The organism is Burkholderia pyrrocinia (genome assembly GCF_018417535.1).
In the GTDB taxonomy this organism is placed as follows: domain Bacteria; phylum Pseudomonadota; class Gammaproteobacteria; order Burkholderiales; family Burkholderiaceae; genus Burkholderia; species Burkholderia pyrrocinia_E.
The window spans coordinates 913488-937999 of sequence record NZ_CP070978.1 but is presented as its reverse complement, the minus strand read 5'-3'; the positions used below and the strand labels follow the sequence as shown (position 1 = coordinate 937999).

Below are 24512 nucleotides of genomic sequence, written 5' to 3'. Positions count from 1 at the left end.
CGGCGTCAGGAGCGGCGCCGCCGCGCACGGATACCGTCCCGTGCGCGGCGGCGCGTCTCCACTGATCTACTCGCGGGGCGGCGGCCCCGCGTGGGCTACCCATTCGATGCCGGAAATCGACCCGTTCGCGTCGTGCGACGCGACGAGAATGCGCGTCGTGCGGCGCGCGCCGCGCCGTCGCGTGCCGGCGAGCGCGGTCGCCGGCACCGAGCGCACCTTCACGCTGGCCGAGCGCCGCAGCATCTTCGACACGCGCAGCCGGTACGCGAGCGGATGCACGACACGCCCCGCGATCAGCCACGTGACGGTCGTGCCCGCGATGGTCGCGATGCAGGTCGCGTAGAACACCATCTGTTCGATCGGCATCTCGGCCTGGTTGAACGGCAGCAGGTAGCGGTACGTGTAGATGCAGATCGATGCCCACACGGCGCCGACCAGCGCGGGCCGCACAAGGCGGAACCAGACGACCAGCACGGAGCCGACGATGCGGCCGCGCTCGGCGATCATTTCGCGCGGCGCGCGCAGGGAAAGGTCAATAATCGGCGCGTTCTTCATGTTGAATGCCTCGGTCGGGGCTGACCCATACGGCCCGCTTGCCGCGGCCCCGCAGCACGGTGGCGGGCAGGGCGACGACGGTGGTGATCATGCTGATCAGCCAGAAGGCCACGGGATACCAGACGGTGTCCAGGAAATACATCAGGAGTTTCTCGTCGTAACGACGATCGATCATGCTGCCGATGATCAATTGCAGGATGCAGGTGGCGACCAGCAGCATTCCGTGCCAGTGCGGCACGACCGATACGTGCCAGTTCTGCGGCAAAGGATGGAAGACATCGACGAGCGCGAGCAGCAGGATGAACGACATCGAATAGGCCCACGCGATGCCGATCAGGTACTCGATGAACAGCGGCCACATCATCATCTGCGTCGGCCGTGCGAGCGTGCCCGCATACTTCATCAGCACCTGGATGCCGCCTTTCGCCCAGCGCAGCCGCTGCCGGTACAGCCCCTTCAGCGTTTCGGGCATCAGGATCCAGCTCAGCGCGTGCGGCTCGTACACGACGCGCCAGTCGCGGCACTGCAGCTTCCAGCTGATGTCGATGTCCTCGGTCAGCATGTCCGAACTCCAGTAGCCGACGTCGGCGAGCGCGGTCTTGCGGAACATCGTGATGACGCCCGACACCGTGAAGATGCGGCCGTACACCTGCTGCGTGCGCTTGATCAGCCCGACGATCGACGAGAATTCGCCGACCTGCATGCGGCCGAGCAGCGACGTGCGCGTGCGGATGCGCGGATTGCCGGTCACGGCGCCGACGCCGGGGTCGGTCAGGAAGTGCTCGAGCATCCAGCCGATCGCGTCGTGCGCGAGCAGCGAATCGCCGTCGATGCACAGCAGGTATTCCGCGTTGGATACGGCTGCCGCGGTCGTGAGCCCGACCGCCTTGCCTTCGTTGCGCGCGTGATGAATCACGAGCAGCCGCGGGATCTCCTCGGCCAGCTCGTTGAGGATGTCGCCGGTGCGATCCTTGCTGCCGTCGTTGACCGCGATGATGTCGTAGTTCGGGTAGTCCATCCCGTTCAGGTGCCCGATCACGCTGCGCGCGTTCGCGGCTTCGTTGAAGCAGGGCACGACGATCGAGATCTTCGGGATGCCGCTCGACGCGATCGTCCGCGTCGACAGCACGCGCCCCTCCTCGAGCAGGAAGTAGTGCACGACGCCGCCGATCATCCACAGATACGACATGAAGAACGGGTAGTAGAAGACGAAATCCTGCAGGCGCGTGATGAGGCCGTGGGTCGTCATGGTGTTTTCGCCCCCTTCGGGTGCTGCATCTGCATCAGCGCGTTGATCGACGTCGGATCGAGACGCGACTTCAGCGACATCACGTCGCGCATCGTGTCGAGATCCGGCTGGTTGTTCAGGAAGTTGTCCGGGTAGTAGCCGAAATTCACCGCGCCCTTGCTGCGCAGCCGCCGCATCTGCGCGAGCAGCGCGTTGCCGGCAATGTCCTTGCGCGCGCGCCAGTCGTACGACTGCAGTTCGAACACGGTGCGCGCGAGGCCGCGCTGTTTCGCGCGCACGGCGTCGACGAGCCGGTCCATCCAGCGCTCGGGGTCCGGCGCCTGTTCCATGTACGGCATCGCCATCAGCGCGACGAAGTCGTAGGCGGCGAGGAAATCGTCGTAGTTCTGCGCGTACCACGCTTCGGACTCGGGCTTCAGCACCGGCAGCGCGAAGAGGTTGCGCGCGGTCAGCACGTCGCCCGCGTTCTGGTTCGCGAGCACGATCTGTTCGAGCTGGCGCGTCAGGTCGATCAGGTAGCGCGTCTTCTGCCGCGTCCAGCGGCTCATCAGGTCCGGCGTCGCGCGGATCTTGCCGATGTCGGCCGGCAGCCCCCACTGCGAGTACGTGCTCAGTGCGTGCCGGCCGGCGTCCTCGTAATCGTCGAGCACGGCGTCGTCGCTGAACAGGATGCCGCTGAACGACGCGTACTTGCCGAGATCCTCGTAGATCTGCTCGATCATCAGTCGCGCCTGCGGGTCGAACGGGCTCAGGCGGTACACGCGCGAGCCGTTTTCGCGCGCGGGCGCGCCGCCGTACGCGCTGACGGCCTCGAGCCCGCGATGCTTGTCGGGCGGCGGGCGGAACGCGAGCACCGGCATCCATGCGTACACCTGCACGTTCGAGCGCGTGTTGAGCTGCCACGCGGCGCGCGAGAACAGGTCGGCGCGCATCGGCAGGTGCCGGTTCGGGAAGTACAGCGATTCCGCGACGCCCGTGCCCTTCGGATCGGCGAACGCCTGCAGGTACACCGATTTCGGCTGCATCCGGTAGATGCGCTCGACCAGCTTGCCGAGATTCGTTTCCTGCCGCGCCGGATCGGGATCGTAGACCTGGTCGAGATCGACCTGCACGACACGCTCGGGGACGTCGACGTCGCCGCGGTTGGTCGCCGGCTCGCGCATCGACCGCTCGAACCCGCCGATGTCGACGTCGTACATCATCAGGATCCGCCGCAGCCGGTCGAGCGGCACGTCCGGCGTATTCGGGCCGGCGTCGAGGCTGAACTGGATGTCCATGCCGAGCGACGTCGAGATCTTGCGCACGGGCTGGTTTTCCGCGCCGTATGGCCAGACCATCGAGCGTGCGACGATGCCGGTGCGTTCGCGAATCTGCCGCACGCATGTCTGCAGGTCGTTGTGCACGCGGGCTTCGAACTCCGCATCGGTTTCATAGCGCTTCTCGTTTTCGAGGTACAGGTGCGACGTGGTGGCCGGCAACTCGTTGCCCTGTGGATTCGCGACCGCGCCGTGATGGAGGTTGTGCGTGTGGCACGCGAGCTCGACGAGATTCGACTGGCCGACCTTCTGCACCTCGTCCCACGACATGAAGTAGTCGCGCGGCATCTGGATCCTGTCGCTGATCCTGATCGGCGCATCCGGCGGTGCGTCGATCCACGCGGTGACGATGCCCATCACGGCCGGATACTTGAAGCGCTCGAGCAGCGGCAGGACTTTCGTGTAGTGGCTGCGGTAGCCGTCGTCGAACGTGAGCAGCACCGCGCGGGGCGGCAGCGGCTTGCCGCCGTGCCGCGACGCCTCGATCTGCCTGACCGTGACGGTGTGATAGTTGTTGGTCTGCAGCCACGAGAAGATGGCCGTCAGCGTGCCGGTGTCGACCGCGTACGGATCGACCATCGTCGACGTGGCGAACGACGACAGCAGGTTGTCGCGCACGTCGTGCAGGCAGATCACGCGGAACGTCTTGCCGTCGACCGGATCGGACGGCGGCAGCAGGTCGATCATCCGCGCGTTCGTCACGCCCGGGAACAACGAACAGGCCGCAAACGTGCCGAGACATCCGCACATGAAGATCCGTCTGGATTGCATTGCTCGATCTCCTTGCTAGAACGGCAGGTTGACCGACAGGAAGCCGGTTTCGGAGCGCTCGCGCTGGCCGTCGTACGCATGGCTGGCGACCTCGACGCCGTAGGTCAGCGTGATGTCGTGCTTGAACGTCCATGCATGCTCGAGGCGGGCGCTCCACAGCGGGCTGGTGCCGAAGCCGCGCTCGTTGTACACGCCGCCGGACGCCGACAGGCGCTGCTGCAACGACATGTCGCCCTTCTTCCACAGCGTCAACTGGTGCATGACGGTCGCCGCCGCTGCGTAGTCGCGGCCCGGGCTGAAGTAGGGCGCATCCTGCCGCGTGTTGCTGTCGGTGCCGAGATTCAGCGACACGTTGACGAGCTGGTTCGCGGACGTGTACACGCGCTGCGTGCCGGTCGCGGAAATTTCCTGGTGCAGGTTCGCATCGCTGTAGCGGCTCACGCCGTAGCTCAGCTTGACTTCGCGGCGGTCGTTCTGGCGATACACGACCTCGACGTTCGCGGAGCGGCCCCAGATGTGCGCGACATACGCCTTCCACGGCAGCGAATTGTCGTTGGAGTCGAGCGCGCCGCTGACCGTCCAGTAATCGTTGAGGTTGTACGTGATGGAGCCGCGGCCGCCGGTTCGCCCGTCCGCGCCGAGCGAGCGCGTGACTTCGCCCAGGATCGTGAGCGGCCCGTGCCGGTAGTCGCCGCCGACACCCGTGCGCGTGCGGCTGATATTGCCGGCATCGGTTTGCGCATGGCCGAAGAACGTGTGGGCAAACACGCGCCAGTTGTCGCCGAACGGTTGCGAATACACATAACTGTCCGACGAGAAGCTGTTGTCGGCCAGCGCGCTGTTGCCGTGCTCGTAGCTCAGGTCGGTCGTGAACACGGGGCTGCGGTACGCGTTGTAGTCGCGCTTGAACGTGCGCACGGAGCCGCTGTCGGGGAACGTGTTGTCGAAGGTCTGGTCGACGCTCTTCGCGGTCGCGTAGTCGTCGGCCGCCAGCGATGCGCGGCCGAGCCCCGCGAGCATTTCCACGCTGTCCGGGTGGTCGGTCAGCGACGCGCGATACATCGCGATCGCCTGGCGCGGATGCGACTGGCCCGATACGGCGTCGGCGTGCGCGGCGCGGACCTCCGCGTTGAACGGCACTTCCTTCTCGAGCTTTTCCAGCGCGGCGATCCCTTCGTCCACCCGGCCCGTGTAGATCAGGTATTGCGCGCGCAGCCGGTAGTAGCGCAGGTAGTCGTCGTTTTCCGGCCCCCACGTCCGCACCTGGTTGGCCGGCGGCAGCGATTTGCCCATGTCGTCGAGCACCTGGCTCGCGTCCGCCGCGCGTCCCTGGTCGACGTACGACCAGAACAGGCCCTCGCGCAATTCGATCGGACGCGTGCGCGGGCCGTACTGGAAGCCGCGCGTCGCACTGTCCGTCGGCGACGCGGTTGCCTGCTTCAGCGCGCGCTGGTACACGGCGTTGGCCTTGGCCGGTTCGCTCAGGTACAGGTATGCGTCGCCGACGGCCGCCAGCGCGTCGATCGAGATTTCCGCATCCGGCGGAATCGTCTCGAACGTCGCGACGGCCGTCTTCATTTCGCCGCGCGCCGCGTAGGCGATCGTCCGGTCGCCGGCGAGCGCGGTCCTGACCGGCGAATACTCGGGGGTGGCCGGCAACCGCTTGTCGAGGTCGTCCGCGGCGCGCAATGCGTTGTCGAGCCCGTCGAAGCGGTCGGCGCTCGTCATCGAGCGCGACTTGTCGCGTCCGCCGCGCACCTGCTGGCGAATCGACAGTTCCTCGAGCCGCGCGAGATCGACGGCGGAGAAGACATCGGGGCGCGCTTTCGCTTCTTCCAGCGCCTTGATCGCGCCGCCGCTCGACGCGAGGCCGAACACGTCGTTGCGGACGGTGGCCGGATCGGCGGTGCGGAGGTCGGGCATCTGCGCGTTCGGGGTTTCCGCGTCGGGTATCTGGGCGCCGGGCGGTTGGGTGCCGGGCGCCTGCGCATTCGGCACCGGCGCGCCCGGGGTCTGCGGGTTCGGTGTCTGGGCAGCGGGCATCGCGGTATTCGGCGTCTGGGCACTCGTGGCCTGCGCGATCGGTGTCGGCGCATTCGGCGGTGGTGCGTCCGGTGCGAGCGAACCCTGTATCGGCACGTCCGACGGCTTCGGATTCGGCGTACCGTTGGTGCCGGCGATTTCGCCGACGCCGCCCGGTTCCGTATCGCCTTCGGCGGAGAGGCAGGGGCCGGACGCGACGAGCAGCAACACGAGCGGCGCATGCAGGAGGATCCGCCGGCTGGACGGAGCGACGGCGGTGCAGTGTTGTTTCCGATTGTTGTCCACGGTGTGTCCTCACTATGAAACGATCGCATCGGTTGCACGCCCGACGATGCCCGCCGCCGCTCGTCGCGCGGCCGGGCAGCGGCGCCTGGCCACGCGGAACCGGCTCACAGGCGATTGCGGACTGCTTGCCCGAGCAACGAGCGCGATTCGCTGTTCGTCGGGTCGATCGCGAGCGCCCGGCTCGCGTTTTGCTCCACACAGTTCCATTCGTCGATCTGCGCGCACCAGCGCGCCTTTGCCAGCGCGCGGGCGCCTTCCAGTTCCGCGTGCGTGACGCTTGCCGTCTGCATGTGCGCCGGGTCGGCGCCGTACGAGTGCGGCTTCGGCGCGAGGTCCATGCGGTTTCTCGTGCTCGCCAGCGTCTCGGTTCGCGGTGCGCGATGCGCATCGCCGAGCCGTGCGTTGGCGCGACCGTGGGCCGGCGCGGCACGCGTATTGGCCGCGAGTTTCACGGGTGGCGTGTGCGACGGTTGCCGGTGTTTTGGGGCGGTGCGGTGCGCTGCCCGTGGCGGGGCTTCCGGTTCGGCCGCGAGCGTGACGGGCGGCATCGTCGACACCTCGGGCGTCGCCGCCGCGGATGGTTCGGGCGGCGCCGGCGGCGCGGCCTGTGCGATCGTCGGCGCCGGCCCGGGGGCGACCGATGTTCCGGACGCGCCGGTTGCGCGGGATGTCGCGGCCACGATCGCATTGCGGTATTTCCCGACCGCGGTTCCGATCGCGCCGGAGAGGTCGTGCGTCACGCTGGCATGGCCGAGCGCCGTGTCCCGCTCGGCATACGCGAAGATGCCGAAGATCGTGGCAAACGCGACGAAGCTGAGTGCGGCGTTCTTTCCTGGCCCCCAGGAAGGTTTCGGCTGGCTGGCGGGCGAGTCGTCCGGTCGTTCTGCACGAGTCATTCGATGCTCCTCGATTCGATACGCTGCGGCAAATGATGCAACTGGAGCGGGTTCAGGCGGCGCTCACCATCGCAACTGCGTGGTGAGTACGCCCGTTTCGACAATCGCGAACTGCGTGGCGCCCTGATAGGTGCCTTCGACCCGGTAGCTCGCATCGGGCACGCTGAACAGGCAACGCGACCCCGATGCGTTGAATTCGACGAGCACGCGACCGTGTCGCCTCAGGCGTACCTGTACGTTGGCAAGCGGTTGCCCGGTCCGGGCCGACGCGAACGACACGCCGAGGTTGTATGGACGGCCGTCGGGGGGGAGCGGCGCCGTACCGTCGATTTGTGCATCGCCGCAGATATACGAAATCACGTAGCGGCCTGCGCCAGGACCGGATGCGGGTGCCTGGGCCATGGCATTGATGCAGAGCGTGGAGATGACGACGCTCAGGAAAGGGCGAGCATGCTGTCGAAGTGAGGAAGACATTGCAACCTCCGGTCCGGAATCAATGGCAACGCATTTAATCCGAGTCAAATTTGCCAGCGTTCTTTTTGCGACACGCTATTGATACACGATGGATTTTGAATCGACAACCGCATGTGGCTTGAATGAAACGAAGGCAAAAGATCCTATTTAAATAGGATTGCGATGAATTCGTCTGAATTGGTTGGCGATGAAGAAAGTCGATCTTGCCAGATATGAATATTGCTTTTCGGTAGAGATGATCGCGCGCGCATTTAATCAAGTCTGAGGTATCGAAATTCGTACCGAAAAATAACGACTGATAAAAGAAAATTTTGCGTCTGTTTTCGAGGTGAATCGAGGAATATCCGGATACGGATTACGCGATTTTAAATGAGGGTGCGAAGTTTTTTGATTTCAGGATTGTTTATTTGAAATCGAAACTTTTTATTTGTTCTGTAACAGGGAATTTATGATCTTAAAATAAGACGAGATATTAAGCTGCGATGCAACAGGGTTAAAGGGCTCTATTTTGAATCGCAAACGTTTGCATTTTTATTCGATATCGATTCCGGGCCTGCACGGTGCTTTCGCGGGCTGCGGCGGGATTGCCGGTTGCTGCCGGAAAGGAGGTCGCGTTCGACGCGAACCGGTGCGACGCGGGGGCATGCGGACACCGGATTGCCCGGGACCGCACTGCAACCGCACCCGTGCTCGCGCCGTGGACAAACACGACGCGAACGCGAATGTCAGCGGCTGCCGCCCGCGCTTCGCCGCGCGATCCGCATGGCCGGCGCGGCCGACGGCACGGCATCGAGCGCGCCTTCGACTGCCGCACGCGGCCGGTTCATGATGTAGGTCCACAACTGCTCGGCCGCGAGCCCGCGCTTGCGTGCCGATCGATACAGGCGGATTTCGAGTTCGGTGATCCAGTCCCCGGAACCCGCGCACACGAGCGTGCCTTCCGCGAGCTCCTTCGCGACGCAGCTTTCCGGCAGCCAGCCGATCCCGTGCCCGGCCACGACCATGCCCTTCAATGCCTCGGACATGTGCGTCTCGAAGCAGCGGTGCAGCGCATACGGCTCGGTCGCATTCAGCAGCAGCATCTCGACGATGTTGCCGAGAAACGCGCCCGACGAATACGCGAGCAGCGGCAGCGGGGCATCGGGCGTGCCCGGCAACTGGAACACGGGCTTGCCGCGCGCGTCGGGCGTCGACACCGGCAGGATCCGCTCGACGCCGAGGCTGATGAACGGGAAGTGGTTCGGGTCGAGCACGATCGGCAACTGCGGATGGTGATAACCGAGCAGCAGGTCGCATTCGCCTTCGACGAGCTGCTGCACGCCTTCCGGCACGTTCACCGCGTTGACGCGCGCGGTCACGTGGCCGACCTCGCCGTTGAGCTGCTTGAGCCATTCGGGAAACAGCGTGAAGACGAGCGTATGCGCGACGGCGAAACGCACGACCTGGTCGCTGGCCGCGAACTGGTCGTAGCCGTTCACGAGATTGCGCGCCGCATACATGCTGCGCAGGATGTCCGCGGCGAGGCCGCGGAACATCTGGCCGGCCGGCGTCAGCGTGATCGGGTTGATGCTGCGGTCGACCAGCTTCGCGTCCATCCAGGTTTCAAGCGCGGCAATTCGTCTGCTGAATGCCGACTGCGTCAGGTGCCGGTTACGCGCGGCCCGGGAAAAGCTCTTGGTATCCGCAAGGCTCAGGAAATCTTCCAGCCACTTTGCTTCCATTTCGATCTTCGCTTTTTATAGTCGGCGCCTGGCGGGCGGCGGCGCCGTTTCGCTGCACGAATCTTCTAGCGTACCGCGCCTCGGTCGAGTCGACCCGATGTTTTTTTTCGATGGGTGTCAGTCGAAATATGCATGGGCATTGTCGGCGGGATTACGGCTGCATAGGTTTGAGGTGCCGGACCCGGCTAACCGGTCAGTTCACCGCGTCGAACTGCCGGGGCGCCGCAGACGGTACTTCCCCAGGGCCCGGCACGCGCGGTGTGCGTGCCGGCCCGCCTTTTCCTCCTTCCGCTCCGGCGGTCCGGCGCTTCAGGCGGGCCGCTTTTTTGTGCAGTGCAGATTGCACATTCATGACACGCGGGAGAACTATGTTCGTCAGACGCGGCGCAGCATCGGCCGTGCGCGATCTCGGCGCATCGATGGGGCGAATGGCGTCGCACGCTGCACCGTAATGGTGCAGCTTGCCGCGCGGGCTTGCCCGGCGCGGCGAAAAATGGGGGGCACACAAGGCACGTTCCTTGCAACGCAGTGGTTACGCCGGTCCGGCATGCGCAATGCCGGGGAAAACGATCGATGGAGAAAAGATCGATGAAGCCATTCGATGAAATGCTGCAATCCGGCGACATGGTAAGGGCGCCTTACGCGCGCCTGAAGCAATGGCTCGACACGCAGAATCCCGCGAGCCTCGCCCAGAAAGCCCATGACGCGGAGGGTGTGTTCCGCAAGACGGGCATCACGTTTGCCGTCTACGGCGACGCGGAGGCCGCCGAGCGGCTGATTCCGTTCGATATCGTCCCGCGCATCATCTCGGGTTCGGAATGGAGCCGGCTGTCGCTCGGCATCGAGCAACGCGTGATGGCGCTCAACGCCTTCCTCGACGACATCTACCACCGCCAGGAGATCGTGCGCGCGGGCATCGTGCCGAAGCACCTGATCGCGCACAACGAAGCCTTCATTCCGGAGATGATCGATTTCCGGCCGCCCGGGAACGTTTACACGCACATCATCGGCGTCGACATCGTGCGCACCGGCGAGAACGAGTTCTACGTGCTGGAGGACAACGCGCGTACGCCGTCCGGCGTGTCGTACATGCTGGAAAACCGCGAGACGATGATGCAGCTCTTCCCGGAGCTGTTCCAGCAGGTGAAGGTGCGCCCGGTCGAGACCTATCCGCAGATGCTGCGCCAGTCGCTCGCGGCCGTGTGCCCGCCGGGCGGCAACGCCGACAACCCGACCGTCGCCGTGCTGACGCCCGGCATCCACAATTCCGCGTACTACGAACATTCGTTCCTCGCCGACCAGATGGGCGTGCACCTCGTCGAGGGCAACGACCTGCAGGTGATCGACGGCCGCGTCGCGATGCGCACGACCGAGGGTTTCCGCCCGATCGACGTGCTGTACCGCCGCGTCGACGACGCGTTCCTCGATCCGCTCACGTTCCGCCCCGATTCGGCGCTCGGCGTGGCGGGGATCATGGACGTGTACCGCGCGGGCAACATCACGATCGCGAACGCGCCCGGCACCGGCATCGCCGACGACAAGGCGATCTACTCGTACATGCCGGAGATCGTCGAGTTCTACACGGGCCGCAAGGCGTTGCTGGAGAACGTGCCGACCTGGCGCTGCGGCGAGGCCGACAGCCTCAAGTACGTGCTCGACCATCTCGACGAACTGGTCGTGAAGGAAGTGCACGGCTCGGGCGGCTACGGGATGCTCGTCGGGCCGTGCGCGTCGAAGGCCGAACTCGAGGCGTTCGCCGCGAAGCTGCGCGCGCGGCCCGCGAACTATATCGCGCAACCCACGCTGGCGTTGTCCACGACGCCGATCCTGACCGAAGCCGGCCTCGCGCCGCGCCATGTCGACCTGCGGCCGTTCGTGCTGGTGTCGGACCGGATCCGCATTACGCCGGGCGGGCTCACGCGCGTCGCGCTGAAGGAAGGATCGCTCGTCGTCAATTCGAGCCAGGGCGGCGGCACCAAGGACACGTGGGTGCTGGCCGACTGAGCCGAAGGCGACCGCGCGCCTCGCCGGGCGAGGCGCGAAACGAACGAAGACGGAGTGGACACGAGATGCTTCTGGGACGTACTGCAAGCGGTCTCTACTGGATGTACCGCTATATCGAGCGCGCGGAGAACATCGCGCGCATCGTCGATGCCGGGCTGCGGATGGCGCTCACGCGCACGGCCGACGCACCGGCCGAATGGTCGTCGGTGCTCGTCAGCTCGGGCGCCGACGACGGCTACCGGCAGAAATACGACGCGTATGCGGCCGATACCGTGACCGACTACCTGCTGCGCGACCGCGACAACCCGTCGAGCGTGCTGTCGTGCATCGAGGCCGCGCGCTCGAACGCGCGGATGGTGCGCACGGCGCTGACGCGCGAGGCATGGGAGAGCGTGAACGGCGCGTGGCTCGCGCTGCGCCGGGCGCTCGCGCAGCCGGTGCCGGAGAGCGGGCTGCCGGCCGTGCTCGACGAGGTGAAGCGCGAAACCGCGCTGATCCTCGGCAGCTTCTACAGCACCATGCTGCGCAACGAGATCTTCGATTTCGCGCAGATCGGCGCATTCGTCGAGCGCGCGGACAACACCGCGCGGATCATCGACGTGAAGTACCACCTGCTGCTGCCGTCGGTGTCGCACGTCGGCACGATCCTCGACAACTACCAGTGGGAGACGATCCTGCGCTGCGTCGCCGCGCACCGTTCGTACCGCTGGGTGTACGACGTGCAGTACAAGCCGATGAACATTGCCGACTACCTGATCCTGAACGGCCGCATGCCGCGTTCGCTGCGCTATTGCTACGGGCGCGTCGTGTCGAGCCTGAACCTGCTCGCGAAGGATTACGGCGTGACACACCCGTGTCACGACACGGCCACGAAGATCCTGCAGATGCTGTCCGATACCTCGGTCGAGCGGATCTTCAAGAGCGGCCTGCACGAATTCCTGACCGATTTCATCGGCCGCAACAACAGCCTCGGGCTCGAAATCGCCCAGGCCTACAACTTCGACTGAGACTTGCCATGCGACTCGCCATCCGACACATCTCGCGTTATCAGTTCGACGATCAAGCCACCCATGCGCTGCAACGGCTGCGGCTGCGCCCGCAGTCGGGGCCCGGGCAGACGGTGCGCGCGTGGCAGGTCACGATCGACGGCGTCGAGCCGACCCTGTCGTACGCCGACGGGCTCGGTAACCGGATCGACCTCGTGCGTCACGACCGCGGCGCGAAGGCCGAGATCGTCGTCGTCGCGGCCGGCGTCGTCGAGACGCAGGACCGCGCGGGCATTCTCGGCAATCCCGAAGGCTATGCGCCGCCGTGGATCTTCGAGCGCGAGACCGCGCTCACGAAGGCGGGCGACACCGTGCGCGAGCTCACGCAAGCGCTGCCGATCGAGCCGTACGGCCTCGACGCGCTGCACTGGCTGATGACGGAAGTGCACGGCCGCATCGCGTACGCGCCGAACCTGGCCGCCGAGGCGCCCGTCGATGCGGAAACCGCGCTGCAAAGCGGCGAGGGCACGAGCCGCGACCATGCGCACGCGTTCATCGCGGCCGCGCGCGCGCTGAAGATTCCCGCGCGCTATATCTCCGGCTACGTGCTCGCCGACAGCGCGATGCAGCGCATCGCCGACGCGAAGCAGAACGCGGGCGACGACGAAGCAGAGGAAGCGCTCGCGTTGCAGAGCGGCGAGGGCATGCAGCAGGCGCTCGGCGCGTCGCACGCCGCGCAGTCGCAGTCGCAGTCGCAGGGGTTGCCGCAGCCGGCGCTCGGCGCGCAGCCGCAAGCCACCGCGCTGATGCAGCAGCCGGCCGGCCATGCGTGGGCCGAGGCCTATGTCGAAGGGCTCGGCTGGGTCGGGTTCGATCCGTTCATGAACCGCTGCCCGGACGAGCGCTACGTGCGTATCGCGATCGGCCTCGACTATCGCGACGCGCAGCCCGTGACGGGGCTCGGCGCGACGGCCGTCGGCGTCGAGATCAGCGTCGTGCAGACGCCCGAACTCGTCTGACCTGACGCGCGCTTTCGCCGAATCCGCCGTGCCGGGCCGCCGCGTCGAGGGCGACGCGGCGCGCGCGGCCGGCCCAACCCGAATCGAGCTCCCATGTCCATCCACGTCGCGCTGCATCACACCACCCGCTATCGCTACGACCGGCTCGTCAACCTCGGCCCGCAGGTCGTGCGCTTGCGGCCCGCGCCGCACTGCCGGACGCCGATCCTCGCGTATTCGATGACGGTCGAGCCCGCGCAGCACTTCATCAACTGGCAGCAGGACCCGTTCTCGAACTATCTCGCGCGGCTCGTGTTTCCGGAGCGCACCGAGCATTTCGAGGTCACGATCGATCTCGTTGCCGAGATGTCGGTGTACAACCCCTTCGACTTTTTCCTGGAAGCGAGCGCGGAGCAATACCCGTTCAGTTACGACGACGCGCTGAAGACCGAGCTCGCGCCGTACCTGGTATGCGATCCGCAGACGGGCGCGTCGCCGCTGTTCCGCGCGTATGTCGACGGCGTCGACCGCACGCCGGCCGGCACCGTGAACTTCCTCGTCGCGCTGAACCAGCAGCTTCAGAGCGACATCGGCTATCTCGTGCGGATGGAGCCGGGCGTGCAGACGCCCGAGCAGACGCTGGAGCTCGCGTCCGGCTCGTGCCGCGACAGCGCGTGGCTGCTCGTGCAGCTTTGCCGGCATCTCGGCATCGCCGCGCGCTTCGTGTCGGGCTACCTGATCCAGCTCACGCCCGACGTGAAGTCGCTCGACGGCCCGAGCGGCACGTCGGTCGACTTCACCGACCTGCACGCATGGTGCGAGGTCTACCTGCCGGGCGCCGGATGGATCGGCTTCGATCCGACGTCGGGCCTGCTCGCCGGCGAAGGGCATATTCCGCTCGCGTGCACGCCGCAGCCGACGAGCGCCGCGCCGGTCGAGGGGCTGATCGACGAGTGCGAGGTGTCGTTCGAGCACGAGATGACGGTGACGCGCGTGTACGAATCGCCGCGCGTGACGAAGCCGTATACGGAATCGCAATGGGACGCCGTGCGCACGCTCGGCACGCAGGTCGACGGCGCACTGGCGGCCGGCGACGTGCGGCTCACGCAGGGCGGCGAGCCGACCTTCGTGTCGATCGACGATCGCGACGGCGCCGAGTGGAACACCGATGCGCTCGGCCCGACCAAGCGCGGCTATGCGACCGAACTCGTGCAGCGGCTGCGCGCCGAATACGGCGACGGCGGCTTCCTGCATTTCGGGCAGGGCAAGTGGTACCCGGGCGAGCAACTGCCGCGCTGGGCGCTGTCGATCTTCTGGCGCGCGGACGGCCAGCCCGTGTGGCACGATCCGTCGCTGTTCGCCGACGAGCGCGAGCCGTCCGCGCTGACGACCGACGACGCGAAGCGCTTCATCGACGCGCTGGCCGCGCGGCTGAACCTGACCGGCGAATTCATCCTGCCCGGTTACGAGGACGTCTGGTACTACCTGTGGCGCGAGCGCCGGCTGCCCGTCAACGTCGATCCGTTCGACTCGCGCCTCGACGACGAGCTCGAACGCGCGCGGCTGCGCAAGGTGTTCGAGCAGCAGCTCGACAGCGTGGTCGGTTACGTGCTGCCGGTCAAGCGCACGGACGACGAGCCGGGCCTCGACGGGCCGCGCTGGCAGACGGGGCCGTGGTTCTTCCGCGACGAGCGGATGTACCTCGTGCCCGGCGATTCGCCGATGGGCTATCGGCTGCCGCTCGATTCGCTGCCGTGGGCCGCCCGCGCCGACCATCCGTACCTGGTCGAACGCGACCCGTTCGCGCCGCGCGACGCGCTGCCCGAAGCCGCTGCCGTCCGCGCGCGCTACGCGGGCCCGGACGACGCGCCGCGCTACCTGTCCGGCGTGCACCGCGAAGCGGCCGCGCAGACCGTGATGCAGTTGCGCAACGACGGCACGGCCAGCGGGCGGCATGCCGCGCCCGCGCAAGATCTGCAGCGCCCGCCCGAGCGCTTCGAATCGGCCGCGTGGATCACGCGCACCGCGCTGTGCGCCGAAGTGCGCAACGGTATCCTGTACCTGTTCATGCCGCCGCTCGCCGCGCTCGAGGATTATCTCGAGCTGCTCGGCGCGATCGAGCTGACCGCGCACGCGCTCGGCGTGAAGCTCGTGCTCGAAGGTTATCCGCCGCCGCGCGACGCGCGGCTGAAGCTGCTGCAGGTGACGCCCGATCCCGGCGTGATCGAGGTGAACATCCATCCGGCCAGGAGCTTCGACGAGCTCGTCGATCAGACCGAATTCCTGTACGACGCCGCGTGGCAGTCGCGGATGTGCAGCGAGAAGTTCATGGTCGACGGCCGCCATGTCGGCACGGGCGGCGGCAACCACTTCGTGCTCGGCGGCGCGACGCCGGCCGACAGCCCGTTCCTGCGCCGCCCGGACCTGCTCGCGAGCCTGATCGCGTACTGGCACAACCATCCGTCGCTGTCCTACCTGTTCTCCGGGCTCTTCATCGGGCCGACGAGCCAGGCGCCGCGTGTCGACGAGGCGCGCAACGACCAGCTCTACGAACTCGACATCGCGTTCGCCGAGATCCAGCGCAACAAGCTGCTCTACGGGCAGGACATGCCGCCGTGGCTCGTCGACCGCGTGCTGCGCAACCTGCTGATCGACGTGACGGGCAACACGCACCGCAGCGAGTTCTGCATCGACAAGCTGTATTCGCCCGATTCGTCGACCGGCCGGCTCGGCCTGCTCGAACTGCGCGCGTTCGAGATGCCGCCGCATGCGCGGATGAGCATCGTGCAGCAATTGCTGCTGCGCGCGCTGGTCGCGCGCTTCTGGGCCGCGCCGTACACGACGCCGCTCACACGCTGGGGCACCGCGCTGCACGACCGCTTCATGCTGCCCGCATTTCTTCAGATGGATTTCGACGACGTGCTGGCCGAACTGCGCGACGCCGGTTTCGCGTTCGATCCGGCATGGTTCGCGCCGCACTTCGAATTCCGCTTCCCGCTGTTCGGCCAGATCGCGGTGAACGGGATGCAGCTATCGCTGCGCGGCGGGCTGGAGCCGTGGCACGTGATGGGCGAGGAGGGCGCGCCCGGCGGCACGGTGCGCTACGTCGATTCGTCGGTCGAACGGCTCGAAGTGCGCGTGACGGGGCTGAACGACAACCGGCACGTCGTGACGGTCAACGGCCGCGCGCTGCCGCTGCAGCCGACCGGCACGGTCGGCGAATACGTCGCGGGCGTGCGCTACAAGGCGTGGGCGCCGCCGTCGGCGCTGCATCCGACCATCGGTGTGCACGCGCCGCTCACGTTCGACATCGTCGATACGTGGCTGCAGCGCTCGCTCGGCGGCTGCCGCTATCACGTCTCGCATCCGGGCGGGCGCAACTACGCGACGTTTCCCGTCAATGCGTACGAGGCCGAGAGCCGCCGGCTCGCGCGCTTCGTCGAGATGGGGCATACGCCGGGACGGATGGACGTGTCGGCTGCCGCGCCGAGCCGCGAATTCCCGTTCACGCTCGACTTGCGGCGGCCGTGACGGGCCGATGGCAGGACCGACGACGATGCGCGGTTCGCGATTTCCCGGCGCGCCGGCCGCTGGCGGCCCCGCCGGAATGCTAGGATGCGGGCAGATTGCGGCCGCGCGCCGCGCCTCGCCGCCCGTGCGGCGGCGGGCATGCGCGCCCGCGCCCTGACGACGAAACGACACCGTGCAGCCCATTCACTCCGACCATCTCGCCGACCCCGACGCGATGCCCACGCTTTTCGATACCGGCGCGCAGCCGGACGCCGCCGAACTGGCCGCCGCGCTCGCGGCGCCGGCGGCCGCCGGCCGTTACGACGAACTGCGCGGCAGCGCGGCCGGCCTGAACGCGCCTGCGCTTGCGCCCGCGTGGCGCAGTTTCTTCACATCGATCGGCAGCGACGGCGTGGCCGACCTCGATCGTCGCGCCGACGAGCTGCACCGGCGCATGCGCGAGAACGGCCTGTTCTACCAGTTGCACGAGCAGCGCGCCGGCGACGGCGCGGCCGGCCCGTGGTCGCTCGACCTGCTGCCGCTGATCGTCACGCCGGAGGACTGGGTCGCGATCGAACGCGGCGTGCTGCAGCGCGTGCGGCTGCTCAACGCGACGATGGCCGACCTGTACGGGCCGCAGACGATCCTGCAGCGCGGGCTGCTGCCGCCCGCGCTCGTCACCGGGCATCCGGGCTACCTGCGCGCGATGCGCGGCGCGCGCGTGCCGGGCGACACGTGGCTGCACGTCGTCGCGTTCGATCTCGCGCGCGGCCCGGACGGGCAGTGGCGGATCGTCGCGCAGCACACGCAGGGCGCGGCCGGGCTCGGCTACCTGCTCGAAAACCGCCTGATCGTGTCGCGGCTTTTTCCGCGCGGATTTCGCGGGCTGCGCGTGCAGCGGCTCGCGTCCGCGTACCGCGCGCTGCTGCAGAGCATGCAGGCGCTCAGCCCTACCGCCAAGAATTCGCGGATCGTCCTGCTGACGCCGGGGCCGCACAGCGCAACGTATTTCGAGCATGCGTATCTCGCGCGCTACCTCGGTCTCACGCTCGTCGAGGGCGGCGACCTGACCGCGCGCGACAACCGCGTATTCCTGAAGACGCTGCGCGGGCTCGAACCCGTGCACGGCATCCTGCGGCGCGTCGACGATGCGTGGCTCGATCCGCTCGAACTGCGGCCCGATTCGATGCTCGGCGTGCCGGGGCTGCTGCAGGCCGTGCGCGCGGGCAACGTGCTGCTTGCGAATGCGCCGGGCTCGGGTTTCCTCGAGTCGCCGGCCATGCTCGGCTTCATGCCGCGTCTCGCGGAAGGCTTGCTTGGCGAAACGCTGACGCTGCCGGCCGTGCATTCGTGGTGGTGCGGCGAGGCGGCCGCGTGCGACGATGCGCTGCCGCAGCTCGCGCGCGGCATCGTGAAGGCGTCGTATCCGGCCGACGTGCAGGCGGGCGGCCCGTTCGATCCGGTGATCGGCGCGCGGCTCACGCAGGCGCAGCTTGCCGACTGGCGCGCGCGGATACTCGCGCGGCCCGAACACTACACGGTGCAGGCCGACCTGCCGCTGTCGCAGGCGCCGACCTGGCCTGGGCACGGCACGCCCGACGGCAACGGCGGCGCGCGCATCGTGCCGAAGCCGCTGCTGCTGCGCGTGTTCGCGCTCGCCGACGGCGCGCAGCGCTGGCGGCTTCTGCCCGGCGGGCTGTCGCGGGTCGGCACGCGCGACACGCTGTTCAACGCGCCGATGCCGCGCGGCGGCAGCACCGTCGATACGTGGGTGATGACCGAAGGCATCGTCGATTCGACGACGCTGCTGCAGACGCACCTCGGCCCCGACGACCTCGTCGAGCGGCCGCGCGCGATCGCGAGCCGCGCGGCCGAGAACCTGTTCTGGCTCGGCCGTTACACCGAGCGCGCGACCAACCTGATGCGGCTGGCGCGCGCCGCGCTCGAACGGCTGCGCGGCGAAGACGACGTCGACAGCCCCGCGCATCTGGAGCTGCTCGATACGCTGTGCCGCGACACGGGCCTGATCGCGGCCGATGCGCCGAACGCCGTCGATGCGCCGCGTGCGTTCCAGCACACGCTCGCGACGTCGCTGACGCGCGGCGCGGATCGCACGTCGGGCATCGCGTCGTGCCTGCTCGGGATGCGCGGCGCGGCCGCCGCGATCCGCGAACGGCTGTCGAGCGATCAATGGCGGCTGATCGACGACGCAACGCAACTGTTTGCCGACAGCGCGGGCCAGCCGGAAGCCGAGGAGCAGATCGGCAACGAAGCGCTGCAGTTGCTGGAGCGTCTCGGCCTGCTGCTCGGCGCGATCACCGGCGCGCAGACCGACAACATGACGCGCGACGACGGCTGGCGCTTGCTGTCGATCGGCCGGCAGATCGAACGGCTGGACTTCTTGTGCGCTGTGTTGAAGTTCGCGTTCGACGAAGGCGCCGTGCACCGGCAGGACGGCTTCGAGCTCGTGCTGGAGCTGTTCGACAGCACGATCACGTTCCGCTCGCGGTTCCAGCGGGGCTTCGATGTCGCGCCGCTGTTGTCGCTCGTCGTGCTCGATACCGACAACCCGCGCTCGCTCGGCTGGGTCGTGCAGGCGCTGCGCGGCCGGCTGACGAAGGTCGAGCGCAGCGAAGGCTATGCGCTGTCCGAGTTGGCCGAGACGATTCCGGACGTGCCCGTGTGGTCGCTGCACGAACTGTGCGAAACAACCGACGGCGGCCGGCACGACAAACTGCTCGATGCGCTCGACACGACGGTGAAGGCGGTCTGGGAACTGTCGAACCGGATCGGCGAACGCTATTTCAGCCACGTGCGCGAGGCGGGCAGGACGCTATGGTGACGACGAAAGGCGCGGCGAAAACGCCGCCCGGTTCCGGCAATGCACGGCAGGCAGCGGCACCGTCCGCACCTGCCGCACCGACCGCCGTTGCGTCCGGCCGCTTGCTGCGCGTCACGCACGACACCGAATACCGTTACGCGGCACGCGTCGAATCGGCGCAGCACCAGGCACGCCTGCAACCGCTCGCGACATCGCGGCAGCAGGTACTGGCGTTCTCGCTCGATATCGAGCCCGCGCCGGAATCGGTCGGCACGGAGATCGACGCGTTCGGCAACGCGCGCGCATCGTTCGCGTTGAACCAGCCGCACGACGCGCTGCTCGTGCGCAGCCGCAGCACGGTGCGCGTCACAGCGCCCGTGTGGTCGCTCGGCGCGCGCGGCGAGCCGCCGCCCGCGATCGCGCATCCCGACGGGCAACAGGCGACCGGATGGGAAGCCGTGCGCGACCGCTTGCGGTTCAGCGCGGGGCAGCCTTACGACGCGGCGAGCGAATTCGTGTTCGCGTCGCCGCACGTCGCGTGCGATCCCGAACTCGCCGCGTATGCGGCCGCGAGCTTCACGCCGCAACGGCCGCTCGTGCAGGCCGCATGGGACCTGATGCGGCGCGTGCATGCCGATTTCGCGTACACGCCGAACAGCACCGACATCACGACGTCGGCACTCGATGCGCTGCGGTTGCGCAAAGGTGTTTGCCAGGATTTCGCGCACGTGATGATCGGCGCGCTGCGCTCGCTCGGGCTGGCCGCGCGTTACGTGAGCGGCTATCTGCTCACGCAGCCGCCGCCCGGGCAGCCGCGGCTGATCGGCGCCGACGCGTCGCATGCGTGGGTCGAGGTGTACGACCCGGCGTGGCCCGAGGACAACGGCTGGCTGCAGCTCGATCCGACCAACGACCGCGCGCCGGGCGACGATTACGTGATGCTGTCGATCGGCCGCGACTATGCGGACGTGACGCCGCTGCGCGGCGTGATTCGCGGCGGCGGCGCGGATCAGGAGCTGAAGGTCGGCGTGACGGTCGAGCCGCTCGACACGCCGTGATGTCGCGCGATGCCGCCTGCCCGGGCGATGCGCCGTTTAAGTCTTCGTTAATACTGCACGCCTAGCATGGTGATGCCGGCGAGCGGATCGGAACCCCGGTCCGGCGCCGGCGGCACGCGAGGGTGGGGCGACGTCACGGCGCCGCACCGTCGCGCATCGCGATTCCCTTGCAACGGCGGCAGACCATGATCAAGCACTTCGACTACACGCTCGGCAGCGACACGATTGCGCTCTGCGCGAGCTTCGGCGCGGGGCCGGCGTTGCGCCGCGTGCTCGTGAGCCGCGCGGATTCGATGGAGACGCTGGTGGTGCTCGACGCGCGCGGCCTGTCGGGCCTGCTGAAGGTGGCGACCGAAGAACCGGAAGGGCTGCTCGACGAAGCGATCCGCAAGGTCGGCGACGAGCAACTCGTCGAACGGGCGATCAGCGGCAGGACGATCGTCGAAACCGCGCTTTGATCGGGTGGCGCGGCGCGTGCCGGCAGGCATTGCCGCACGCGCCGCATTGCGTTGCGCTGCGTTGATTACGCGGCGAACCGGTCCGTTGCCGCGAGCAGCGCCTGCAGGATCCCCGGCTCGTTGTACGCGTGTCCGGCGCCGGGCACGATCTCGAACGTCGCGTCCGGCCACGCCTTCGACAGGTCCCATGCGGTGCGCGCGGGCGTTGCGATGTCGTAGCGGCCTTGCACGATCACGCCCGGAATGCCGGCGAGGCGATGCGCGTCGCGCAGCAACTGGCCTTCTTCGACGAAGCCTCGGTTGACGAAGTAGTGGTTTTCGATCCGCGCGAACGCGAGTGCGTAGTGGCCGTCCGCGAAGTGCGCGGCGAGCGCGGGATCGGGCAGCAGCGTGATCGTGCGACCTTCCCAGATGCTCCATGCGCGCGCGGCTTCGAGCTTCGCGGCTTCGTCGTCGCCGGTCAGCCGGCGATGGTAGGCGGTCATCAGGTCGCCGCGCTCCGCTTCCGGAATCGGTGCGAGGAAGGCTTCCCACAGGTCGGGAAACAGCCACGATGCGCCTTCCTGGTAGTACCACAGCAATTCCGCACGACGCATCGTGAAGATGCCGCGCACGACCAGCGCGCTCACGCGCTCGGGGTGCGTTTCCGCATACGCGATCGACAGCGCGCTGCCCCACGAGCCGCCGAATACCAGCCATTGCTCGGCGCCGACCATTTCGCGCAGGCGTTCGATATCGTCGACCAGATGCCACGTCGTGTTGTTCTCGAGGCTCGCATGCGGCGTCGAGCGCCCGCAGCCGCGCTGGTCGAACAGCAGGATGTCGTAGCGCTCCGGATCGAACAGGCGGCGATGGTCGGGGCTGCAGCCCGCGCCGGGGCCGCCGTGCAGGAACACGGCGGGCTTGCCGGCCGGGTTGCCGCAGCGCTCCCAGTAGATGCGATGGCCGTCGCCGGTGTCGAGGTGGCCGTGGGCGTAGGGTTCGATCGGTGGGTACACAGGCAGGCTCCGGGTGAGGGGCGACAGGAGGCGGACGAGCGGGCCGGTGTGCAGGCGAGGCACGGTACGACGGATATTGCGGCGCCGCAAGAATTCGTTGCGTGGGCATCGGACCGGCCGCCGCCGGACAAGGCTTGTCATTATGCCAATTCGCCGCCCCGGACGTCGGCTCGCTATGGGGTGCGCCGTCGCCGGCGTCCGCCCCGGGATTTTTGAAGCAATTTCATTCCGATATTTTTCATACAAAATCCCGGCGGCATATCGGCGTGCCGACCGGGGCGCCTGCCTATCTCCTGCTTCTTTACCGTGCCAACGGGAACCAGCCGATGAACCATCGCGTCACGCAGTTGACCGGGTTGCGCGCCGTCGCGGTGTCGATGGTCGTCGTCGGCCATGCCGAACATGTGCTGCCGGGCGGCTACACGGGCTGGTACACGCCGTTGCGGCTGATCGCCGACGGCCGGCTCGGCGTGCTGATCTTCTTCGTCCTCAGCGGTTTCCTGATCACCAACGTGCTGCGCGCCGAGTTCGCGCGCACGGGCGGCATCGCGCTGACGTCGTTCTACGTGCGCCGCGCGCTGCGGATCTGGCCGGCCTGCTACGTCTATCTCGCGGCCGTCGCGATCGTGGCCTTCGCCGGCTGGTTCGACGTCGATCGCCGGCAGTGGCTGTATGCGGCGCTGCACCTGTGGAACTATTCGGCGTGGTTCGGGTTGACCGGCGACAACGCGCTGCATCCGGACGGCGCGTGGTATCTCGGCCATTTCTGGTCGCTCGCGCTCGAGGAGCAGTTCTACTGGTTCTGGCCGCTGCTGTTCGTGTATGGCACCCGCCGCGGCGGCACGCGCTGGCTGGCCGCGTTGATCCTGATCGTGCCGCTGGTGCGCGCCGTCACGTATTTCGTTGCGCCGGCGCTGCGCGGGCAGCTTGCGATGATGCTCCACACGGGCGTCGATTCGATCCTGATCGGCTGCTATGCGTCGCTCAACCGCGAACGGCTCGAAGCGTGGATCCGCTCGTGGCGCGGCGAGACGCAGATCGTGACGGCGATTGTCTTTATCGTGCTGCTCGGCATGCCGCTCGCCGAACATCGGCTCGGCGGCTTCTGGAACGCGACGTACGGCGTGACGCTCGAAGCCGCGCTGATCGCGATCGTGATCGTCGTGCTGAATTTTCGCGGCGAGTTCTGGTGTGCGCGCTGGCTGCGCGCGAGGCCGGTCGTGTTCATCGGCACGATCTCGTTCAGCCTTTATCTGTGGCAGCAGCCGTTCGCGAACCCGGCCCTGCCGGTCGCGCATGCGTTTCCGCTCGGCATCATGTGGGCGTTGCTGGCCGCGACGGCCAGCTATTTCCTCGTCGAAAAACCGTTCCTGAGGCTGAAGGATCGGTATACGGCGCGCGAGGCGCGACGCGTGCGCGACGACGCGTTGCTGAGGCCGGTGGCGGGCGACGCGATCGGGCCGAAGGTGGTGGAGTAGGCGGGCGGGGGAACGGCACTGCGCCCGCGTCGCAATGTCACTTGAAGCGCTTCAGCGCGGCAGGTGAATACCAGAAGTTTCGGTACATATCGATCCCGTACGACTTGTCGTCGTAGCGGACGACCGTTCGCACGGTACGTTTTCCCGTGTCCGAGTGTTTGTCGTCGTCGCTTTCCATCTTTGTGACGTGCGCCGTAATCGACAGATCCGCAAAACCGTTGTGCGATGTCTTCTCGACAGCAATCGTCATGCGGGCAGACTCGCTGCGCAGGTCGCTGGTATCGGGGCCACACGAGGTGCCTGCGATAGCGACCCAGCCATTGAGATTTGTACCGAATACAGGGCGGATGCGGTTGCCGTTGCGCACCCACAGTGTCAGTTCGTTCTCGGTGTAGGCATCGGGGCAACTCGGCCCGCGCGCGCTGCTCGTGAACACGACGCCGAACGCGCGCACCTCAGGCGACAGCCGGTACGGCGCGGTATCGATGCGATAGCTGCTCTCGCCGATTTCCGTCGTCGCGTCTTCCTGGACGATCGACCGATCGGCCGCAACGACCTTGCCGCCCTCGACGAGCGCGACGACCTGCAGCTTGTCGCTTTCGTCCGGGTTCTTGCTCTTCGGAAGCGAATCGAACGCGACGGCCGCGATCGTCGTGCCCGGCGCATTCGGCATGACCTTGCACGCCGACGCGACGACGAGCCGGTCCGCGTCGCGCGTGGCGATGCGTGCGCTTGCGATGCCGGCCCAGCGGGCGATGGTCGTGACGGTGTCGTCGCCGCAAGGCTGGCTGTCGGCGGCGTGAGCGGTGGGCGTGGCGGCAAGCGCCAGCAAAGGAAGAAAGCGACGGATTTTCATGGTCTCGATGGGAAAACGGGTTCTTCGAAGATTTC

Annotated in this window: 17 protein-coding genes; 8 read left to right on the top strand and 9 right to left on the bottom strand. The window is 67.3% G+C overall.

The annotated features are described in order from the left end of the window. Nucleotides 1-66: 66 nt before the first annotated feature. From JYG32_RS22270 to JYG32_RS22240, 7 genes are all read right to left on the bottom strand, one after another. Complete coding sequence (locus JYG32_RS22270) at nucleotides 67-555, bottom strand: Biofilm PGA synthesis auxiliary protein PgaD (protein WP_213266990.1); 489 nt, start codon at nucleotides 553-555, stop codon at nucleotides 67-69. Beyond that, on the bottom strand, nucleotides 533-1804 hold the full coding sequence (pgaC, locus tag JYG32_RS22265) for a poly-beta-1,6-N-acetyl-D-glucosamine synthase (RefSeq protein ID WP_213266989.1): 1272 nt from the start codon (nucleotides 1802-1804) through the stop codon (nucleotides 533-535). The genes JYG32_RS22270 and pgaC overlap by 23 nt, the downstream gene beginning before the upstream one ends. Next, nucleotides 1801-3891 (bottom strand): poly-beta-1,6-N-acetyl-D-glucosamine N-deacetylase PgaB, encoded by a 2091-nt coding sequence (pgaB, locus tag JYG32_RS22260; protein WP_213266988.1) that lies wholly within the window; start codon nucleotides 3889-3891, stop codon nucleotides 1801-1803. The genes pgaC and pgaB overlap by 4 nt, the downstream gene beginning before the upstream one ends. A 15-nt stretch (nucleotides 3892-3906) precedes the next feature. Beyond that, nucleotides 3907-6219: a poly-beta-1,6 N-acetyl-D-glucosamine export porin PgaA gene (gene pgaA, locus JYG32_RS22255; protein WP_213266987.1), complete on the bottom strand. Its 2313-nt coding sequence runs from the start codon at nucleotides 6217-6219 to the stop codon at nucleotides 3907-3909. 104 nt (nucleotides 6220-6323) lie between these two features. Continuing rightward, complete coding sequence (locus JYG32_RS22250) at nucleotides 6324-7115, bottom strand: hypothetical protein (protein WP_213266986.1); 792 nt, start codon at nucleotides 7113-7115, stop codon at nucleotides 6324-6326. Between the two features lie 63 nt (nucleotides 7116-7178). Continuing rightward, nucleotides 7179-7589 (bottom strand): hypothetical protein, encoded by a 411-nt coding sequence (locus JYG32_RS22245; RefSeq protein WP_213266985.1) that lies wholly within the window; start codon nucleotides 7587-7589, stop codon nucleotides 7179-7181. Nucleotides 7590-8314: 725 nt separating this feature from the next. Further along, entirely contained in the window at nucleotides 8315-9310 is a 996-nt protein-coding gene (locus JYG32_RS22240; protein WP_174380983.1) for a LysR substrate-binding domain-containing protein, read from the bottom strand. A gap of 588 nt (nucleotides 9311-9898) precedes the next feature. Here JYG32_RS22240 and JYG32_RS22235 point away from each other — a divergent pair. From JYG32_RS22235 to JYG32_RS22205, 7 genes are all read left to right on the top strand, one after another. Then, nucleotides 9899-11314, top strand: a complete 1416-nt coding sequence (locus tag JYG32_RS22235; protein WP_174380982.1) for a circularly permuted type 2 ATP-grasp protein — start codon at nucleotides 9899-9901, stop codon at nucleotides 11312-11314. Nucleotides 11315-11379: 65 nt separating this feature from the next. Further along, nucleotides 11380-12321 (top strand): alpha-E domain-containing protein, encoded by a 942-nt coding sequence (locus JYG32_RS22230; protein WP_174380981.1) that lies wholly within the window; start codon nucleotides 11380-11382, stop codon nucleotides 12319-12321. An 8-nt stretch (nucleotides 12322-12329) separates the two neighbouring features. After that, on the top strand, nucleotides 12330-13319 hold the full coding sequence (locus JYG32_RS22225) for a transglutaminase family protein (RefSeq protein WP_213266984.1): 990 nt from the start codon (nucleotides 12330-12332) through the stop codon (nucleotides 13317-13319). Nucleotides 13320-13412: 93 nt separating this feature from the next. Beyond that, the gene (locus tag JYG32_RS22220; protein ID WP_213266983.1) at nucleotides 13413-16829 is read left to right on the top strand and encodes a DUF2126 domain-containing protein; all 3417 of its coding nucleotides are present in this window, start codon (nucleotides 13413-13415) and stop codon (nucleotides 16827-16829) included. Between the two features lie 214 nt (nucleotides 16830-17043). Next, on the top strand, nucleotides 17044-19650 hold the full coding sequence (locus tag JYG32_RS22215; RefSeq protein WP_213267445.1) for a circularly permuted type 2 ATP-grasp protein: 2607 nt from the start codon (nucleotides 17044-17046) through the stop codon (nucleotides 19648-19650). After that, the gene (locus JYG32_RS22210) at nucleotides 19644-20687 is read left to right on the top strand and encodes a transglutaminase family protein (RefSeq protein WP_174382631.1); all 1044 of its coding nucleotides are present in this window, start codon (nucleotides 19644-19646) and stop codon (nucleotides 20685-20687) included. The genes JYG32_RS22215 and JYG32_RS22210 overlap by 7 nt, the downstream gene beginning before the upstream one ends. A gap of 185 nt (nucleotides 20688-20872) precedes the next feature. Continuing rightward, nucleotides 20873-21145: a hypothetical protein gene (locus JYG32_RS22205; protein ID WP_174382630.1), complete on the top strand. Its 273-nt coding sequence runs from the start codon at nucleotides 20873-20875 to the stop codon at nucleotides 21143-21145. Nucleotides 21146-21210: 65 nt separating this feature from the next. Here the strand turns inward: JYG32_RS22205 and pip are convergent, their stop codons facing one another. After that, a complete protein-coding gene (gene pip, locus JYG32_RS22200; protein WP_213266982.1) occupies nucleotides 21211-22143 on the bottom strand; it encodes a prolyl aminopeptidase in 933 nt (310 codons plus the stop codon). A 326-nt stretch (nucleotides 22144-22469) separates the two neighbouring features. Between pip and JYG32_RS22195 the strand changes: the two genes are divergently transcribed. Continuing rightward, complete coding sequence (locus tag JYG32_RS22195; RefSeq protein WP_213266981.1) at nucleotides 22470-23621, top strand: acyltransferase family protein; 1152 nt, start codon at nucleotides 22470-22472, stop codon at nucleotides 23619-23621. 37 nt (nucleotides 23622-23658) lie between these two features. Here the strand turns inward: JYG32_RS22195 and JYG32_RS22190 are convergent, their stop codons facing one another. After that, the gene (locus JYG32_RS22190) at nucleotides 23659-24477 is read right to left on the bottom strand and encodes a multidrug ABC transporter ATPase (protein ID WP_213267444.1); all 819 of its coding nucleotides are present in this window, start codon (nucleotides 24475-24477) and stop codon (nucleotides 23659-23661) included. Nucleotides 24478-24512: the final 35 nt, after the last annotated feature.

Bases quoted from the DNA above. Each gene is read 5' to 3' on its own strand.
- JYG32_RS22270 (WP_213266990.1), bottom strand. From the start codon at position 555: ATGAAGAACGCGCCGATTATTGACCTTTCCCTGCGCGCGCCGCGCGAA.
- pgaC (WP_213266989.1), bottom strand. From the start codon at position 1,804: ATGACGACCCACGGCCTCATCACGCGCCTGCAGGATTTCGTCTTCTAC.
- pgaB (WP_213266988.1), bottom strand. From the start codon at position 3,891: ATGCAATCCAGACGGATCTTCATGTGCGGATGTCTCGGCACGTTTGCG.
- JYG32_RS22250 (WP_213266986.1), bottom strand. From the start codon at position 7,115: ATGACTCGTGCAGAACGACCGGACGACTCGCCCGCCAGCCAGCCGAAA.
- JYG32_RS22245 (WP_213266985.1), bottom strand. From the start codon at position 7,589: ATGTCTTCCTCACTTCGACAGCATGCTCGCCCTTTCCTGAGCGTCGTC.
- JYG32_RS22240 (WP_174380983.1), bottom strand. From the start codon at position 9,310: ATGGAAGCAAAGTGGCTGGAAGATTTCCTGAGCCTTGCGGATACCAAG.
- JYG32_RS22235 (WP_174380982.1), top strand. From the start codon at position 9,899: ATGAAGCCATTCGATGAAATGCTGCAATCCGGCGACATGGTAAGGGCG.
- JYG32_RS22230 (WP_174380981.1), top strand. From the start codon at position 11,380: ATGCTTCTGGGACGTACTGCAAGCGGTCTCTACTGGATGTACCGCTAT.
- JYG32_RS22225 (WP_213266984.1), top strand. From the start codon at position 12,330: ATGCGACTCGCCATCCGACACATCTCGCGTTATCAGTTCGACGATCAA.
- JYG32_RS22220 (WP_213266983.1), top strand. From the start codon at position 13,413: ATGTCCATCCACGTCGCGCTGCATCACACCACCCGCTATCGCTACGAC.
- JYG32_RS22215 (WP_213267445.1), top strand. From the start codon at position 17,044: ATGCCCACGCTTTTCGATACCGGCGCGCAGCCGGACGCCGCCGAACTG.
- JYG32_RS22210 (WP_174382631.1), top strand. From the start codon at position 19,644: ATGGTGACGACGAAAGGCGCGGCGAAAACGCCGCCCGGTTCCGGCAAT.
- JYG32_RS22205 (WP_174382630.1), top strand. From the start codon at position 20,873: ATGATCAAGCACTTCGACTACACGCTCGGCAGCGACACGATTGCGCTC.
- JYG32_RS22195 (WP_213266981.1), top strand. From the start codon at position 22,470: ATGAACCATCGCGTCACGCAGTTGACCGGGTTGCGCGCCGTCGCGGTG.
- JYG32_RS22190 (WP_213267444.1), bottom strand. From the start codon at position 24,477: ATGAAAATCCGTCGCTTTCTTCCTTTGCTGGCGCTTGCCGCCACGCCC.